A 17,133-nucleotide genomic window follows, 5' to 3' on the forward strand; every position below is an offset into this window, starting at 1 on the left:
GCGCGTCAGACGCCGAGATCGCGGCCGATGATCTCCTTCATGATCTCGGTCGTGCCGCCGAAGATCGTCTGGATGCGCGCATCCACGTAGAAGCGGCTGATGGGGTACTCCCGCATGTAGCCGTAGCCGCCGAAGAGCTGCAGGCAGCGGTGGGCGACCCTGACCTGCAGCTCGGTCGTCCACCACTTCGCCTTCGCGGCCGTCACGGCCGTCAGCTCGCCGCGCAGGTGGCGGGCCACGCAGTCGTCGACGAAGACCCGCGCGACGGAGATCTCGGTGGCGAGCTCGGCGAGCGTGAAGCGGGAGCTCTGGAAGCTGCCGATCGGCGTGCCGAAGGCCTTTCGCTCCGTGACGTACTCGAGGGTGTGCGCGAGGATCGCCTCGCCGGCGGCGACGGCCATCACCGCCAGCGAGAGGCGCTCCTGCGGCAGGTTGCGCACGAGCTGCAGGAAGCCGTCCCCCTCGTCGCCGAGGCGATCGGCGACGGGGACCCGCACGTCGGCGAAGTGCAGCTCGCTGGTGTCCTGCGACAGCAGGCCGAGCTTGTCGAGGTTGCGCCCGCGCGAGAACCCCTCGGCGTTCGCGTCGACGACCAGCAGCGTCAGGCCGCGGTGCCGGTCGGGCGACGTGCGCGCCGCCACGATCACGAGATCGGCGTTCTGACCGTTCGAGATGAACGTCTTCGATCCGTTGAGCACGTAGTGGTCGCCCTCGAGCGTCGCCCGCGTGGCGATCCCGGCCAGATCGCTCCCGGTGCCCGGCTCGGTCATCGCGATCGCGCCGATCGTCTCGCCCGTGATCAGCCCCGGCAGCCATCGCTCCCGCTGCTCCTCGGTCGTGCACTCCAGCAGGTAGGGCGAGACGACGTCGTTGACCAGGGCGAGCCCGATCGCCTCTCCGGCATACCCGGAGCGCCCGAACTCGTCGTCGAGCACGGCATTGAACCGCCAGTCGGGGGCGCCTCCGCCGCCGAACCGCTCGGGCGCGTTGGGCACGAGCAGTCCGGCGGCGCCGGCGGCGCGGAACAGGGACCGGTCGACGATGTGCGCGCGCTCCCATTCCTGGTCGTGGGGCGCCACCTCGGTGTCGATGAAGTGCCGCACCGTCTCCCGGAAGAGAGCGATCTCCTCCGCGTCGCCGGCGGTGCTCACCGGTAGGTCCCGCCCGCCTCGGCGAGCGCGACGAGCGAGGCGGGCGGCTCGAACCGCTCGCCGTACCGCGCGGCGAGCTCGCGGCTGCGGGCGACGAAGCCGGCCAGGCCGCCCTCGTACTGGCTCGCGTACTGCAGCGTGCCTCCGGTCCACCCGGGGTACCCGATGCCGAGCAGCGAGCCGATGTTGGCATCCGCGACGGTGCGCAGCACGCCCGAGTCGAGACAGGCGATGGAGTCGAGCGCCTCGATGAACAGCATGCGCTCCTGCATGTCCTCGAACGGCACCCCCGGGTCGTCCGCCCCGAACGCCTCCGCGAGGCCGGGCCAGAGCGACCTCTTCGCGCCGTCGGCGTACTCGTAGAAGCCGGCGCCGCCGGAGCGGCCCTTGCGGTCGAACTCGTCGATCATGCGGTCGACGACCGCGTTCGCCGGATGGATGACGGGAGTCAGCCCCTCGGCGACCTCGCCGCGGATCGTCTCCTCGCGGATGTGCCGCAGCAGCGTGAGGGTGAGCTCGTCGACGAGCGCCAGCGGGCCCACCGGGTACCCGGCCTGCAGCGCCGCCTGCTCGACAGATGCGGCGGGCACGCCTTCGCCGACCAGCGCGATCGCCTCGTCGACGTAGCGCAGGATGACCCGGGTCGTGTAGAAGCCGCGACCGTCGCTGACGACGATCGGGGTCTTCTTGATCTGCGCGGCGAAGTCGACCGCCTTGGCGGTCGTCGCGTCGCTCGTGCCGGCGCCCACGACGATCTCCAGCAGCGCCATCCGGTCGACCGGTGAGAAGAAGTGCAGGCCGATGAACCGGCCGGGATCGTCGACCGCGCTCGCCAGGTCGGTGATCGGCAGGCTGGAGGTGTTCGAGGAGATCAGCGCCCCCTCGGCCAGGTAGGGCACGACCTCGGCGATGACCGACTTCTTCAGCTCGGGGTTCTCGAAGACGGCCTCGATGAGGATGTCGGCGCCCTGCGCGTCGGCCGCGTCGACGGTCGGGTGGATGCGTGCGAGCACGGCGTCGCGCTCGGCCTCCGTCAGCCGTCCCCGGGAGATCTCCTTCTCGAGCACCCGCGCGCTGTACGACTTGCCGCGCTCGGCGGCCTCGATCGCGACGTCCTTGAGCACGACGTCGATCCCCGCGCGCGCCGCGACGTAGGCGATGCCGGCGCCCATCATGCCGGCGCCGAGCACCACGAGCTTGGAGAACGTGGTCTGCGGGTAGCCCTCGGGCCGGCTGCCGCCGCGCTTGATCGACTGCATGTCGAAGAACGTCGACGTGATGATGTTCTTCGAGATGGGCCCGGTCATCAGGTCGGCGCAGTAGCGCGACTCGATGCGGGAGGCGCCGTCGAAGTCGACCTGCGCCCCCTCGACCGCCGCGGCGAGGACGTTGATCTGCGCGGGGATCGGCGAGCCGTTGCTCTTCTTGCGCAGCTGCGCCGGGAGCATCGGCAGCTCGCGCGCGACGCCGGGCGCGTCCGGACGTCCGCCCGGGATCTCGTAGCCGGGCCGGTCCCAGGGCTGCGTCGGGTCGGGGCCGGCGAGGATCCAGGCCCGCGCGGCGGGGACGAGCTGCGACGCGTCGTCGACGAGCTCGTCGAGCAGGCCGGCGTCGAGTCCCTCCTGCGCGGAGAACTTGCGTCCCGGCAGGAGGATGTCCTGCAGGGCCGGCAGCAGGCCGAACATCCGCACCGTGCGCGTCGTCCCGCCGGCCCCGGGGAGCAGGCCGAGCGTGACCTCGGGCAGGCCGACGACCACGCCGCGGCCGCGGGTCGCGATGCGGCGGTGCGAGGCGAGCGCGATCTCGAACCCGCCGCCGAGCGCGGCGCCGTCGATCACGCTGACGACGGGGCGGCCGATCGTCTCCAGGCGGCGGAGCGCGGCCTTCATCAGGTCGAGCTGCCGTTCGACGAGCCCCGCGTCGTCGCGGGTCATCGCCATCATCCATCCCAGGTCGCCGCCGGCGAAGAAGGTCTTCTTCGCCGAGGCGATCACGATGCCCGTGGTCGTCTCCCGCACCGATTCCAGGTGCGCGACGAGCTCGGGCAGCTCGCGCTGGAACCGCTCGTTCATGGTGTTGGCCGACTGGGTCTCGTCGTCCATCGTGACGACGACGATCCCGTCGTCGTCGCGCTCGATGTCGAACATCGAATTCTCAAATCGCATCGTCGTTCTCCTTGGAAGTTCCGCTGTGCCGGGTCACAGTCGCTCGATGAGGGTGGCCACGCCCATGCCGCCGCCGATGCAGAGCGTGATCACGGCGTATCGGCCGCCCGTGCGCTCCAGCTCGTCGAGCGCCGTGCCGAGCAGCATGGCGCCGGTGGCCCCCAGGGGGTGGCCCATGGCGATCGCGCCGCCGTTGACGTTGATCTTCTCCTCGGGCACGCCGAGCTTCGCGGAGAAGAACAGCGGCACCGCGGCGAAGGCCTCGTTCACCTCGAACAGGTCGATGTCGTCGACCGTGAGGCCCGCCGTGGCCAGGACCTTCTGCGTCGCCGGCACGGGACCGGTGAGCATGATCGTCGAGTCGGCGCCCGACGTCGCGGTCGCCACGACGCGACCGCGCGGCGTCAGGCCGAGCTCGGCCGCCGCACGCTCGCCGCCGATGACGACGAGCGAGGCGCCGTCGACGATCCCCGACGAGTTGCCGGCGTGGTGGACGTGGTCGATCCGCTCGACCCAGTGATAGCGCTGCAGGGCGACGGCGTCGAACCCGCCGAGCACGCCCATCTTCTCGAACGACGGCGACAGGGCGCCCAGCGACGCGACGGTGGAGCCCGGGCGACGGTGCTCGTCGTGGTCGAGCACGACGACGTCGCCGATGTCGCGCACCGGCACGACCGAGCCGGCGAAGCGCCCGGCGGCCCAGGCCGCCTCGGCCCGGTCCTGCGACTGCACGGCGTAGGCGTCGACGCGCTCGCGGTCGAACCCCTCGATCGTGGCGATGAGGTCGGCGCTGACGCCCTGCGGCACGTACGCGGTGCGGTAGTTCGTCTCCGGATCGTTCATCAGCGCGCCGCCGTCGGACCCGAGGGGCAGGCGCGACATCGACTCGACGCCGCCGGCCAGCACGACGGTGTCCCATCCCGAGCGCACCTTCTGCGCCGCGATGTTCACCGCCTCGAGGCCCGAGCCGCAGAACCGGTTGACCTGCAGTCCGGCCACGGTGTCGGGCAGTCCCGTCGCCAGGGCCGCGGCACGCGCGAGGACCGAGCCCTGATCGCCGACGGGCGACACGGTGCCGAGCACGATGTCGTCGACCGCGTGCGGGTCCAGCTGCGGATTGCGATCCAGCACGGCGCGGATGAGCCCCGTGACGAGCGAGATCGGCTTGATCGTGTGCAGCGAGCCGTTCGCCCGCCCCCGTCCGCGAGGCGTGCGCACGGCGTCGTAGATGTATGCCTCAGATGTCTTCACGTTCCTGACTCCCATTGGGCCGGCGTCCCCTCTGACCGCGCTGTCGCGTCCGGACGCATTGCGCACAGCCTAGCGTCTATTCACTTGATTTTCCACAATCCTGCCGGAAGCACCGATTTTCATGGCTTGAGATCAGAGATGATCACGGCTTTGCGAGCATTCCATCGTCTACCAGTCATTCACCGTCTCGATGCAGGCCGAAGCCTCCGTCGGCGAGCACCCGCCGCGATCCCACCCACGCGTCGAAGACCGTGCCGTCGCCCTCGTCCCAGGCGCGGACCGTGATCGTCTCGCCCGGCACCACGGGAGCGGCGAAGCGGGCGGTCATCCGCTCGAACGCGGCGGCGTCCGCGCCGGCCAGCAGCGTGCGGCACACGATGCCGAAGGTGCACAGCCCGTGCAGGACCGGGCGCGGAAAGCCCGCGGCAGCGGCCGCGCGAGGATCGGAGTGCAGGGGGTTGCGGTCGCCGCTGAGCCGGTAGAGCAGCGCCTGCTCGGGCCGCGTCGCCACCTCGACGACGCGATCGGGAGCCCGGTCGGGCTCCGCGACGCGCGGCGACGGGCCGCGCTCGCCGCCGAAGCCGCCCCCGCCCAGGATGTACATGACCGTCGACGTCTCGGCGAGGGTCGCCCCGCTCGCGAGGTCGACCAGCGCGCTCGACATCCGCACGAGGGCGTCGCGCCCCTTGTCGTGGACGGCGTCCACGCGGGTGCGGCACGTCGCCGCGCCCGCCACGGGGAACGGGCCCGGCAGGCGGACGGACTGGGCGGCGTGGAGCACCTGGGCCAGCGCGACGTCGCCCAGCAGCTCGATCGGGTTCCCGCCCAGGGCGAGCGGGAACGACGGCAGGGCGACCTGAGGGCGATCGGGCGTGTTCTCGGTCGTGTACTCGAGCTCCGCGCACGGGTCGGCGGAGCCGGCGCCGACACCGAGCGCGTAGAGGATCGCATCATCTCGCCCCCAGCGCACAGGGGGGTCCTCATGCTGCGTCCCGACGATGGACGGATCCACTGCGACCATGTGCCCACGCTCCTCGCTCGTCCCGAGAAGTGAACCACGACTAGGCTCATGCCGCAACAACGAGACCCGTGGCCGACGGGGATGCCGGGGCTACCCGCCGATGGCGTTCATGCCGCGGGCGGGCTGGAGGAAGGACGGGTCGTTGATGGCGTGGCCGGGGAGCTTGCCGCGGACGCAGGCACGGAGGACGGCGTCGACGGTGCGGGAGTCCGTCCCGCGGAGGGTCGGGAGGAGGTCGTACTCGGAGGTGGAGAACAGGCAGTTGCGCAGCTGCCCGTCGGCGGTGAGGCGGAGGCGGTCGCAGTCGCCGCAGAAGGGCGCGGTGACCGAGGCGATCACCCCGACGGTGGCGGGCCCGCCGTCCAGGAGGAAGCGCTCGGCGGGGGCGCCGTGGCGTCCCGGCACGGGAGTGAGGTCCCACCGGCCGGCCAGGGTGGCGAGGATCTCCTCGCGGGTGACCATCGCGTCGCGGTCCCAGGTGTGGCCCGCGTCCAGGGGCATCTGCTCGATGAACCGCAGCTCCGCGTCGTGCGTGACGGCGTAGTCGACCAGGTCGCACAGCTCGTCGTCGTTGATCCCGCGCATCGCGACCGCGTTCAGCTTCAGGGGCCGGAGCCCCGATGCGGCTGCGGCGGCGATCCCGGCGCGCACCTCGTCGAGCCGGTCGCGGCGGGTGAGGCGGTGGAAACGGTCGCGGTCGAGGGTGTCGATCGAGATGTTCAGCCGCGCCAGGCCGGCCGCGATCAGCCCGGGAAGGAGGTCGGGCAGGCGGATGCCGTTGGTCGTCATCGCGACCTGTACCGGCCCGCCGGGCCCCGTGATGCGGGCGAGGCGGGACACGACGTCGGCGATGTCGGCCCGCAGCAGCGGCTCTCCCCCGGTGAGGCGGAAGGTGGTGATCCCCGCCGCGGCGGCGACCTCGGCGACCCGCACGATCTCGTCGGTGGTCAGGATGCTCGAACGCGCGAGCCACTCGTTGCCCTGCTCGGGCATGCAGTACGTGCACCGCAGCGAGCACCGGTCGGTCAGCGAGATCCGCAGATCCCGATGCACCCGCCCGTACCCGTCCACCAACGCGGCCCCCGCGTCCGGCGCGCCCGGCACGGGAACGGGCGCGGAACGCCGCACCCCCAGCACCACCGGAACCCCGACCATGAACCCAGGCTAGGCCACGCGCGCCTCGCGCGGGCCACCTCGGCGGGACATCCCGGCGCGAGGGCGGGGCTCACTCCGCGCCGCGCACCCCGGCCACGATGAGGTCGGCGAGCGCCCGATAGGCCGCCGCGTCGTCGAGACCGGCCAGGGCCTCGACCTCCTTGCGATGGATCGCGTTCATCACGATGCCCGCCACGACGCCGATGAACTCGGCATCCATGCGCGACCGCTCGCCGACCGCCTGCCGGGCGAGCTCCTGCACGCGCTCGGCCGCAATGCGAGTGTTCTCCTGATAGATCTCCCGGGCGGGGGCGAACGCGTCGAGGTCCGCGAAGAACTGCGGCGAGGCGGGCGCGAGGGCCTGCGAGATCAGGCGGAGATAGTCGCCGATCTGGCTCGTCGGATCGGCCTCCGCGTCGAGCCGCTGGGCGATCCATCCGGTCGCACGGCGGAAGAACCCGCGCACGACCGCGAGGACGACCTGCTCCTTGCTCTCGCCGAGCGCATAGATCGTGCGCTTGGAGCATCGCGCCCATCGCGCCATGTCGTCGACGCTCAGGCGCCGGAACCCGTCGTCGAGGAAGAGCTCGATCAGGCTGTCGAGCAGCGCGTCGCGCCGGGCCGCCTGCTGCGCCGGCCCCGTGCGGGAGCGCAGCACCGGCATGGACGACATGCAGAACAGTCTACGATTGGTACTGTAATTGCACCTTCAGTACCCATTGTGGTACACCTGAGGTGTTCGTTCGACATCAGGAGATGTGTGTCATGGTGGATCGCCTCCTCCCGACCGCGGAAGCGGCGGACTTCCTTCAGCTCATCGAGGAGTGGTCGGAGTCCGAGCTCGTCCCGCGCGCCCCCGGATCGGATCGCGCGGGAACGTTCCCGCGCGACGTCTTCCGCCAGATCGGGGGCCTCGGCATGTTCGGGCTGCCCTATCCCGTGGAGTACGACGGCGGGGACCAGCCGTACGAGGTGTACCTCCAGGCGCTGGAGGTCATCGGCGGCGCCTGGGCGAGCGTCGCCGTCGGCGTCAGCGTGCACGTGCTGTCGTGCTATCCGCTCGCCACCTTCGGGTCCGCGGCACAGCGGGAGCGCTGGCTGCCCACGATGATCGGCGGCGACCTGCTCGGGGCCTACTGCCTCTCCGAGACCCACGCCGGCTCCGATCCTGCCGCGATGAGGACGACGGCGACGCGCGACGGCGACGTCTACCGGCTCACGGGCGCCAAGGCGTGGACGACGCACGGCGGCGAGGCGGACTTCTACACCGTCATGGCGCGCACGGCCGCCGGGCCCAAGGGCATCTCGTGCTTCCACGTGCCCGCCGACCTGCCCGGGATCTCCGCCGCGCCGGGCGAGCGCAAGATGGGCCTGACGAGCTCGCGCACGAGCACGGTGAGCTTCGACGACACGCCCGTGCCCGTCGAGAACCTCATCGGCGAGGAGGGACAGGGGCTCTCGATCGCCCTCTCGGCGCTCGATTCGGGACGCCTGGGGATCTCCGCCGTGGCCACCGGCCTCTCGCAGGCCGCGCTCGACCTCGCCGTCGGCTACGCCAAGCAGCGCGAGGCGTTCGGCGTGCCGATCATCCGGCACGAGGGGCTCGCCTTCCTGCTCGCCGACATGGCTGCCGCCGTGGCCGCGTCCCGCGCCACGTACCTGGCCGCCGCGCGCCGGCGGGACGCGGGCCTCCCCTTCGGCGTCGACGCGGCCATCGCGAAGATCACCGCGACCGACAACGCGATGAAGGTCGCGACCGACGCCGTGCAGGTGCTCGGCGGCGCCGGCTACACGCAGGACTTTCCGGCGGAGCGGTACATGCGCGACGCCAAGGTCATGCAGATCTTCGAGGGCACGAACCAGGTGCAGCGCGTCGTGATCTCGCGCGCCCTGGAACGCGCCTCCTGACCGCGCCGGTGACCACCGGTCAGCGGCGCGTCACGCCTCCCACCGTCTCAGCAGCGCGGCGAGGGCCTGCCCGCCGCCGATGCACATCGTGACGACGGCGTGCTCCAGGTCGCGCCGTTGCAGGTCGAGAGCCGCGCGCACGGTGAGGATCGCGCCCGTCGCGCCCACCGGGTGGCCCAGCGCGATCGCGCCGCCGTACGGATTGGTCCTTGCGGGGTCGAGACCCGCGTCGCGGATGACGGCGACGGCCTGCGAGGCGAACGCCTCGTTGAGCTCGATGACGTCGACGTCGGCGGGCGTCATGCCCGTCTGCTCCCAGAGCCGCTGCAGGGCGTAGACCGGCGCGTATCCCATGAGCTCGGGCTCGTTGCCGGCGGTCGCGACCGCCTCGAGCGTGACGAGGCCGCGCAGGCCGCGCTCGCGCACGTCGGACTCGCGCATGAGCACGGTCGCGGCGGCGCCGTCGTTGATGCCCGACGCGTTGCCGGCCGTGACCGTGCCGTCGGCGCGGAACACGGGGCGGAGCCCCGCGAGGGTCTCCAGCGTCGTGTCGGGGCGCGGATGCTCGTCGACCGCGACCTCCACGGGGCGACGGCCGCCGGTCGACACGGGCACGATCTCCTCCGCGAACGCGGCGCGCGCGGCATCCGTCGCGGCCCGGCGCTGGCTCTCGACGGCGAACTCGTCCTGCGCGGCGCGCGAGACGCCGTACTTCTCGGCGACGTTCTCGGCGGTCACGCCCATGTGCCGCTCGCTGAACGGGTCGGTGAGGATCGCGAGGGTGCCGTCGAGCAGCGTGCGATCGCCCAGGCGCGCGTTGCCGCGCGCCTGGAAGTCGAGGAACGGCGTGCGCGACATGCTCTCGTCGCCGCCCGCGACGACGACGTCGACGCCGCCCCACAGCAGCTCCTGCGCGCCCGACCAGATCGCCTGCAGTCCCGAGCCGCACAGCCGGTTGACGGTGAGCGCGGGCGTGCGGTGATGCAGTCCCGCCGACAGGGCGACGCGGCGTGCGTTGTAGGCGTCGGGCCCGTTCTGGGCGATGCAGCCCATGATGACCTCGCCGACCTCGGCGCCGTCGACGCCGGAGCGCGCGAGCGCCTCGCGCACCGCCGCGGCGCCCAGCTCGTGCGCGGGCACGTCCTTCAGCGATCCTGCGAAGCTCCCGATCGGCGTGCGCGCACCGCCGACGATCACCACCCGCTCCCGTGACGCCATCGTCCTCTCCTTTCCGCCCGGCAGCCCGCCGGGCGACGATTCCTCTTTCATTGTCCGCGCCGCACGGCCGGCGACGCGCGGTCTACGACGCGTAGTCGGTGCTCACCGTGAGGTGCTTCCATCTCTCGATCTCGCGCAGCTGCGTCTCCAGCACGGGCACGACGATGTCCACGGCGTCGGAGCCGAGCAGCAGGAAGGTCGGCGACTCGGGCGCCTCGACCGCGGCGATGATCGCCTGGGCGGCCCGGGCCGGGTCGCCGGGCTGCGTGCCGTGCGCCGTGTCGTTCTCCTTGCGCCGCAGGCCCGCAGTGCCGGCATAGGCGTCGATCGGCTCGGCCGACTGCGTCAGCGACCGCCCCGAGAAGTCGGTGCGGAACCCGCCGGGCTCGATGACGATGACGTCGACGCCGAGGGGCGCGACCTCCTTGCGCAGCGAGTTCGAGACGCCCTCCAGCGCCGCCTTCGCGCCGGCGTAGAAGCCCGAGCCCGCCCCCGCCAGGTGCACGCCGCACGAGGAGACGTTCACGATCGTGCCCGATCCCCGCGCCCGCATCTGCGGCAGCACGGCCTGGATGAGCCGCACGGGCCCGCGCACGTGCGTCGAGAACAGCCGGTCGACGTCGTCGAGGTCGGCCTCCTCGACGGCCGAGCGGAACCCGTAGCCGGCGTTGTTCACGAGCACGTCGATGCCGCCGAACCGGCTCTCCGCCTCGCGCACGGCGACGGGGATGCGATCGAGGTCGGTCACGTCGAGCGTCAGTGCCAGCGCCCTCTCGGGATGCCGGCGCACGAGATCCTCCACGCTCGCGCGGTCGCGCGCCGTGACGACCGCACGGTGCCCCGCGGCCAGCACGGCCTCCGCGAGCGCGCGGCCGAGTCCTGTGGAACAGCCGGTGATGAACCAGGTCGTCATGTCGTCGTTCTCCTCTCGTGCGCGCGGCCGGGCCCGCGTCAGCGGTGACGGAACTCCGGCGCGCGCTTCTCGCGGAAGGCGGTCATGCCCTCCTTCTGGTCGGCGGTGTCGAACAATGCCGCGAACACATGCTTCTCGAACCGGAGGCCCTCGGCGAGCGTCGTCTCCATGCCGGCGTCGAGAGCCGCCTTCGCCGCGAACACCGACGGCAGCGACTTCGCGGCGATCGCGTCCGCCGCCCTGCCGGCCTCGGCGAGCAGCTCGGCGGCCGGCACGACGCGCGAGACGAGTCCCGCCCGCTCCGCCTCGTCGGCCGACAGGGAGCGGCCCGTCAGCACGAGGTCGGCGGCCTTGTAGTAGCCCACCGCGCGCAGCAGTCGCTGCGTGCCGCCGATCCCGGGGATGACGGCGAGGTTGACCTCGGGCTGGCCGAAGGTCGCGGTGTCGGCGGCGATGATGATGTCGCACAGCATCGCGAGCTCGCACCCGCCGCCGAGGGCGTAGCCGGCGACGGCGGCGACGACGGGCGTGCGCACGTCCGCGAAGCGGGCGAGCGGGCCGAAGTGGTCGCTCATGATCATCTCGAGGCCCGACTTCGACTCCATCTCCTTGATGTCGGCGCCGGCGGCGAAGGCGCGCTCCGACCCCGTGAGCACGATCGCGCCGATGCCCTCGTCGGCGTCGAACGCCAGCGCGGCGGCGAGGAGCTCGCGCATCAGCACGGAGTTCAGCGCGTTGAGCGCGTCGGGACGGTTCAGGGTGATCCAGCCCACCCGCCCCCGCGTCTCGGTGACGATCGTCTCGTACTCGGTCATGGTGTCCTCCACTCGTCGCGCCGCTTCAGAGCACACTTGTGTGTTCGCTCGGGATGCCTCTATATTTACACCTATCACATTAGTTGTACTTCCAACTATCTTCTTGGTCTTCAAAGGATATCGACGGCATGGCAAAGACACTCACCCACTTCATCGGCGGCGCGCACCGAGACGGCGCCTCGGGACGATTCGCCGACGTCTTCGACCCCAGCACGGGGCAGGTCCAGGCACGGGTGCCGCTGGCATCCGCCGCGGAGGTCGGCGAGGCGATCGCGACCGCCGAGACCGCGCAGCGCGAGTGGGGGTCGTGGAACCCGCAGCGCCGCGCCCGCGTGCTCATGCGCTTCCTCGAGCTCGTGGCGCGCGATCGCGACGAGCTCGCCGAGCTGCTGTCGCGCGAGCACGGCAAGACGCTCGACGACGCCAAGGGCGACATCCAGCGCGGCGTCGAGGTCATCGAGTTCTGCATCGGCGCCCCGCACCTGCTCAAGGGGGAGTTCAGCACGGGAGCCGGCACGGGCATCGACGTGTACTCCCTGCGCCAGCCGCTCGGCGTGGTCGCCGGCATCACGCCCTTCAACTTCCCCGCGATGATCCCGCTGTGGAAGGCCGGGCCCGCCCTGGCCGCGGGCAACGCGTTCATCCTCAAGCCGAGCGAGCGCGACCCCTCCGTGCCGCTGCGCCTGGCCGAGCTGTTCCTCGAGGCGGGCCTTCCGGCGGGCGTCTTCAGCGTCGTGAACGGCGACAAGGAGGCCGTCGACGCGCTGCTCGCCGACGACCGCGTCGCGGCGATCGGCTTCGTCGGCTCCACGCCGATCGCCGAGTACATCTACGCGACCGCCGCCGCGCACGGCAAGCGCGCGCAGTGCTTCGGCGGCGCGAAGAACCACCTGGTCGTCATGCCCGACGCCGATCTCGACCAGGTCGCCGACGCCCTCATCGGGGCCGGATACGGCTCGGCCGGCGAGCGCTGCATGGCCATCTCCGTCGCCGTGCCGGTCGGCGCGGCGACCGCCGACGCCCTTGCCGCGAAGCTCACCGAGCGCGTCGCCGCGCTCGCCGTCGGGCCGTCGCTGCGGGAAGGCGTGGACTACGGTCCGCTCATCACGCGCGACGCCGTCGATCGCGTGTCGGCGGCGATCCAGCGCGGCATCGACGAGGGCGCCGTCGTGCTGGCCGACGGCCGCGGCCTCGTCGTCGAGGGCCACGAGGAGGGCTTCTACCTCGGCCCCACGCTGCTCGACCACGTGACGCCCGACATGGCCGTCTACCGCGAGGAGATCTTCGGGCCCGTGCTCGTGATCACGCGGGCGCAGAGCTACGAGCAGGCGCTGGGCCTGGCATCCGATCACGAGTACGGCAACGGCGTCGCGATCTACACGCGCGACGGCGACACGGCCCGCGACTTCACGGCGCGCGTCAACGTCGGGATGGTCGGCGTCAACGTGCCGATCCCCGTGCCGATCGCGTACTACACGTTCGGCGGCTGGAAACGCAGCGGCTTCGGCGACCTGAACCAGCACGGCGCCGACGCGTTCCGCTTCTACACCAAGACCAAGACCGTCACGAGCCGCTGGCCCTCCGGGACCAAGGAGGGCGCGAGCTTCGTCATCCCCACCATGGACTGACCGGCATGTACGCACTCTCCGACGACCAGACCGCGCTCATCGACGCCGTCCGCGGCTTCGCGGACGCCGCGATCGCCCCGTTCGCCAACGAATGGGACCGGACCAGGCACTTCCCCGTCGACGTGCTCGCGCAGGCCGGCGAGCTCGGGCTCGGCGGCATCTACACGCGGGAGCAGTGGGGCGGCGCGGGCCTGAGCCGCACCGACACCGCCCTCGTGTTCGAGACGCTCGCGCGCGCCGACACGGCCCTCGCCGCGTACATCTCGATCCACAACATGGTCACGTGGATGATCGACGCGTTCGGCGACGACGCGCAGCGCGAGCGGTGGCTGCCCGGGCTCACCTCGATGACGCGGCTCGGCAGCTACTGCCTGACCGAGCCCGGGGCCGGCTCCGACGCCGCGGCGCTCACGACGCGCGCGGCGCGCGACGGCGACGAGTACGTGATCGACGGCGTGAAGCAGTTCATCTCCGGAGCGGGCACGTCGTCGGTGTACATCGTGATGGCGCGCACGGGTGAGCCGGGACCGCGGGGCGTGAGCGCGATCGTCGTGCCCGACGGCACGCCCGGGCTCTCTTTCGGCCCGCTCGAGCACAAGATGGGGTGGAGCCTCCAGCCCACGCGGCAGGTGATCCTCGACGGCGTGCGCGTTCCCGTGACGCATCGGCTCGGCGAGGAGGGCGCAGGCTTCGGCATCGCCATGAAGGGCCTCAACGGCGGCCGGCTCAACGTCGCCGCGTGCTCCCTCGGCGGCGCGCAGTGGGCCCTCGACCGCACGATCGCCTACATGGGCGAGCGCACGACGTTCGGCAAGCGGCTCTCGGAGCACGAGGCGCTGCTGTTCCGCCTCTCCGACATGGCGACGCAGCTGCGGGCGGCGCGCGGCCTGCTGCGCGAGGCGGCCGAGGCGCTCGACAGCGACGACCCCGGCGTGGTCCCGTTGTGCGCCATGGCCAAGCAGTTCGTGACGGATGTCGCGTTCACCGTCGCCAACGACGCCCTGCAGCTGCACGGCGGCTACGGCTACCTCTCCGAGTACGGCATCGAGCGCGTCGTGCGCGACCTGCGCGCGCACCAGATCCTGGAGGGCACGAACGAGATCATGCGCCTCATCGTCGGCCGCTCGCTGGTGGCGGCATGAGCGTCGACGAGCCCTCCGCGATCCCCGAGCCCGCGGTGCGGGCCGAACGGCGGGGCCGGCTCGGGCTGCTCACGCTGAACCGCCCGCGCAGCATCAACGCCCTCACGCACGAGATGGTGCGGCTCACGACGCGGGCGCTCCGGGAGTGGCGCGACGACGACGCGATCGAGACCGTCGCGGTGGTCGGCGCCGGCGACCGGGGGCTGTGCGCGGGCGGCGACATCGCCGCCCTGCACGCGGCCGCCACGAGCGGGCACCACGAGAGGACCGAGGCGTTCCTGCGCGACGAGTACGCGATGAACGCCCTCGTCTCGGAGTATCCGAAGCCGTACGTGGCCTTCATGGACGGCCTGGTCCTGGGCGGCGGCATCGGCATCTCGGCGCACGGATCGCACCGCGTGGTGACCGAGCGCACGCGTGCCGGCATGCCCGAGACGGGCATCGGCGCCGTGCCCGACGTCGGCGGCACGTGGCTGCTCTCCCGGGCGCCGGGCGAGCTGGGCACGATGCTCGCCCTCACCTCGGGGTTCGCGACCGGCGCGGACGCGATCCTGCTCGGCCTGGCCGACCGGTTCGCGCCCTCGTCGTCGCTGGGCGCCATGATCGACGCGCTCGCCGACGACGGGGTGGATGCCGCGCTCGCGCACGGCACCGCGCCGCCCGAGGCGCCGCTCGCCGCGCAGCGGGAATGGATCGACCGGGTGTTCGCGGGCGACGACCTGCACGGCATCGTGCAGCGCCTCGCCGACGAGCCCGGCCCCGACGCGGAGGCGGCGCACGCGCTGGTCGCCTCGCGCTCCCCCCTGGCCCTCGCCGCCACGCTGCGCGCGCTGCGCACCGCGCGCTCGCTCCCCGATCTGCGCGCGGCGCTGCGGATGGAGTACCGTGCGGCCACGCACGCGTTCCGGCGCCCGGACTTCATCGAGGGCGTGCGCGCCCTGATCATCGACAAGGACAAGGACCCGCGGTGGGCGCCCGCCCGTCTCGACGACGTCACGGACGACGCCGTGGAGGCGTTCTTCGCCGCCGGTCCCTCCGGAGAACTGGAGCTGCCCGCTCCCGACGAAAGGCACACGTCATCATGACGACGAGAATCGCGTTCATCGGCCTCGGCCACATGGGCGGCCCCATGGCGGCCAACCTCGTGAGAGCAGGCTTCGAGGTCAGCGGGTTCGACCTCGTGCCGGCGGCCCTCGACACCGCGCGCGCGGCCGGCATCGCGGTCGCGCCCTCCGCGGCCGCGGCGGCGGCGGACGCCGACGTCGTCATCACCATGCTCCCGGCCGGCCGCCACGTGCTCGACGTCTACGAACGGGAGCTGCTGTCGGCCGCCGCCCCCGGCACGCTCTTCATCGACAGCTCGACGATCGCGGTCGACGAGGCGCGCGCGGCGCACGCGCTCGCGCGGACCGCCGGCCATCGCAGCCTCGACGCCCCCGTCTCGGGCGGCGTCGTGGGCGCCGAGGCCGGCACGCTCGCCTTCATGGTGGGCGGCGACGCCGACGACTTCGAGGCCGCACGCCCCGTGCTCGAGGCGATGGGCCGTCGCATCGTGCACTGCGGCGACGCGGGCCTCGGCCAGGCCGCCAAGGTCTGCAACAACATGATCCTCGCGATCAGCATGATCGGCGTGAGCGAGGCCTTCGTGCTCGGCGAGCGCCTGGGCCTGTCGCATCAGGCGCTCTTCGACGTGGCCGCGAACGCGTCGGGCCAGTGCTGGGCCCTCACGGTCAACTGCCCCGTCCCGGGTCCCGTGCCGACGAGCCCCGCGGGCCGCGACTACACGCCGGGGTTCGCGAGCGAGCTCATGGCGAAGGACCTCGGGCTCGCGCGGCAGGCCCTCGACCTCACCGGCACGCACGGCGTGCTCGGCGCGACGGCGAACGAGATCTACGCGCGGTTCGCCGCCGCAGAGGGCGCGGGGCGCGACTTCTCCGCGATCATCACCGACATTCGCGCCCGATCCGGGCGCGCCGACGAAGGGACGGAGACAGCATGAGGATCGAGGACGACGCGGTCGCGCTGGTGACGGGCGGCGCATCGGGACTGGGCCGCGCGACGGCCCGCCGGCTCATCGACGAGGGGGCGCACGTGGTGGTCGTCGACCTCCCCTCCGAGCGCAACGAGGCCGCCGTGGCCGAGCTCGGCCCGAGGGCCGCATTCGCGCCGGGCGACGTGACGAGCGAGGACGACGTGCAGGCGGCCGTCGACCGCGCGCACGGGCTCGGCCGGCTGCGCGTCGTGGTGAACTGCGCCGGCATCGCCGCGGCGCAGCGCACGGTGAGCAGGCAGGGGCCCCATCCTCTCGACCAGTTCTCCCGCGTCGTCGCGGTCAACCTGATCGGGACGTTCAACGTCATCCGTCTCGCGGCGGCCGAGATGAGCGCGGGCGAGCCGACCGAGGACGGCACGGAGCGCGGCGTCATCGTCAACACGGCGTCGGTCGCGGCCTATGACGGCCAGATCGGCCAGGCCGCCTACGCGGCGTCGAAGGGCGGCGTCGTGGGCATGACGCTGCCGATCGCGCGCGACCTCGCCCAGGCCAGGATCCGCGTCGTCACGATCGCGCCGGGGCTCTTCCACACGCCGATGTTCGACTCGCTGCCGCCGGACGCGATCGCGTCGCTGGGCGCGCAGACGCCGCATCCGTCGCGCCTCGGCACGCCGGAGGAGTATGCGTCGCTCGTCGCGCACATCGTCGACAACCCCATGCTCAACGGCGAGACCATCCGCCTCGACGGCGCGATCCGGCTCGCACCCCGCTGA

15 protein-coding genes are annotated in these 17,133 nt (G+C 72.3%); 6 read left to right on the plus strand and 9 right to left on the minus strand.

Annotated features, from left to right (window positions below; genetic code table 11):
• Nucleotides 1-5: 5 nt before the first annotated feature.
• The 6 genes from AOA12_RS18775 to AOA12_RS18800 all read right to left on the minus strand — a co-directional run bounded on the left by AOA12_RS18775 (nucleotide 6) and on the right by AOA12_RS18800 (nucleotide 7,416).
• On the minus strand, nucleotides 6-1,151 hold the full coding sequence (locus AOA12_RS18775; protein ID WP_054686299.1) for an acyl-CoA dehydrogenase family protein: 1,146 nt from the start codon (nucleotides 1,149-1,151) through the stop codon (nucleotides 6-8).
• Nucleotides 1,148-3,316 carry a 3-hydroxyacyl-CoA dehydrogenase NAD-binding domain-containing protein gene (locus AOA12_RS18780; RefSeq protein ID WP_054686300.1) on the minus strand — a complete coding sequence of 723 codons (2,169 nt, stop codon included), beginning with the start codon at nucleotides 3,314-3,316 and terminating at the stop codon, nucleotides 1,148-1,150. The genes AOA12_RS18775 and AOA12_RS18780 overlap by 4 nt, the downstream gene beginning before the upstream one ends.
• A gap of 33 nt (nucleotides 3,317-3,349) precedes the next feature.
• Nucleotides 3,350-4,567 (minus strand): acetyl-CoA C-acetyltransferase, encoded by a 1,218-nt coding sequence (locus tag AOA12_RS18785; RefSeq protein WP_231637133.1) that lies wholly within the window; start codon nucleotides 4,565-4,567, stop codon nucleotides 3,350-3,352.
• Nucleotides 4,568-4,742: 175 nt separating this feature from the next.
• Nucleotides 4,743-5,588, minus strand: coding sequence for a MaoC family dehydratase (locus AOA12_RS18790; protein ID WP_054686302.1), 846 nt, complete (start codon nucleotides 5,586-5,588; stop codon nucleotides 4,743-4,745).
• A gap of 90 nt (nucleotides 5,589-5,678) precedes the next feature.
• Nucleotides 5,679-6,743 carry a GTP 3',8-cyclase MoaA gene (gene moaA, locus AOA12_RS18795; RefSeq protein ID WP_054686303.1) on the minus strand — a complete coding sequence of 355 codons (1,065 nt, stop codon included), beginning with the start codon at nucleotides 6,741-6,743 and terminating at the stop codon, nucleotides 5,679-5,681.
• A 70-nt stretch (nucleotides 6,744-6,813) separates the two neighbouring features.
• A complete protein-coding gene (locus tag AOA12_RS18800) occupies nucleotides 6,814-7,416 on the minus strand; it encodes a TetR/AcrR family transcriptional regulator (RefSeq protein WP_082406380.1) in 603 nt (200 codons plus the stop codon).
• Between the two features lie 92 nt (nucleotides 7,417-7,508).
• Between AOA12_RS18800 and AOA12_RS18805 the strand changes: the two genes are divergently transcribed.
• Entirely contained in the window at nucleotides 7,509-8,651 is a 1,143-nt protein-coding gene (locus AOA12_RS18805; RefSeq protein WP_054686304.1) for an acyl-CoA dehydrogenase family protein, read from the plus strand.
• Between the two features lie 30 nt (nucleotides 8,652-8,681).
• On the opposite strand, the gene AOA12_RS18810 is transcribed toward AOA12_RS18805, so the two are convergent.
• The 3 genes from AOA12_RS18810 to AOA12_RS18820 form a co-directional block, all read right to left on the minus strand.
• Entirely contained in the window at nucleotides 8,682-9,869 is a 1,188-nt protein-coding gene (locus AOA12_RS18810; RefSeq protein WP_054686305.1) for a thiolase family protein, read from the minus strand.
• Between the two features lie 82 nt (nucleotides 9,870-9,951).
• Nucleotides 9,952-10,782: an oxidoreductase gene (locus tag AOA12_RS18815; protein ID WP_054686306.1), complete on the minus strand. Its 831-nt coding sequence runs from the start codon at nucleotides 10,780-10,782 to the stop codon at nucleotides 9,952-9,954.
• A gap of 38 nt (nucleotides 10,783-10,820) precedes the next feature.
• Nucleotides 10,821-11,597: an enoyl-CoA hydratase-related protein gene (locus tag AOA12_RS18820; protein ID WP_054686307.1), complete on the minus strand. Its 777-nt coding sequence runs from the start codon at nucleotides 11,595-11,597 to the stop codon at nucleotides 10,821-10,823.
• 128 nt (nucleotides 11,598-11,725) lie between these two features.
• On the opposite strand from AOA12_RS18820, the gene AOA12_RS18825 reads away from it, so the two are divergent.
• The 5 genes from AOA12_RS18825 to AOA12_RS18845 are packed head-to-tail and all read left to right on the plus strand — an operon-like array spanning nucleotide 11,726 to nucleotide 17,133.
• Complete coding sequence (locus AOA12_RS18825) at nucleotides 11,726-13,225, plus strand: CoA-acylating methylmalonate-semialdehyde dehydrogenase (RefSeq protein WP_054686308.1); 1,500 nt, start codon at nucleotides 11,726-11,728, stop codon at nucleotides 13,223-13,225.
• A gap of 5 nt (nucleotides 13,226-13,230) precedes the next feature.
• Nucleotides 13,231-14,367, plus strand: coding sequence for an acyl-CoA dehydrogenase family protein (locus tag AOA12_RS18830; RefSeq protein WP_054686309.1), 1,137 nt, complete (start codon nucleotides 13,231-13,233; stop codon nucleotides 14,365-14,367).
• Nucleotides 14,364-15,452 (plus strand): enoyl-CoA hydratase/isomerase family protein, encoded by a 1,089-nt coding sequence (locus AOA12_RS23935; protein ID WP_054686310.1) that lies wholly within the window; start codon nucleotides 14,364-14,366, stop codon nucleotides 15,450-15,452. Before AOA12_RS18830 ends, AOA12_RS23935 begins: the two co-directional genes overlap by 4 nt.
• Nucleotides 15,449-16,366 (plus strand): 3-hydroxyisobutyrate dehydrogenase, encoded by a 918-nt coding sequence (gene mmsB / locus AOA12_RS18840; RefSeq protein WP_054686311.1) that lies wholly within the window; start codon nucleotides 15,449-15,451, stop codon nucleotides 16,364-16,366. Before AOA12_RS23935 ends, mmsB begins: the two co-directional genes overlap by 4 nt.
• Nucleotides 16,363-17,133, plus strand: coding sequence for a 3-hydroxyacyl-CoA dehydrogenase (locus tag AOA12_RS18845; protein ID WP_054686312.1), 771 nt, complete (start codon nucleotides 16,363-16,365; stop codon nucleotides 17,131-17,133). Before mmsB ends, AOA12_RS18845 begins: the two co-directional genes overlap by 4 nt.

This window comes from Microbacterium sp. No. 7 (assembly GCF_001314225.1).
In the GTDB taxonomy this organism is placed as follows: domain Bacteria; phylum Actinomycetota; class Actinomycetes; order Actinomycetales; family Microbacteriaceae; genus Microbacterium.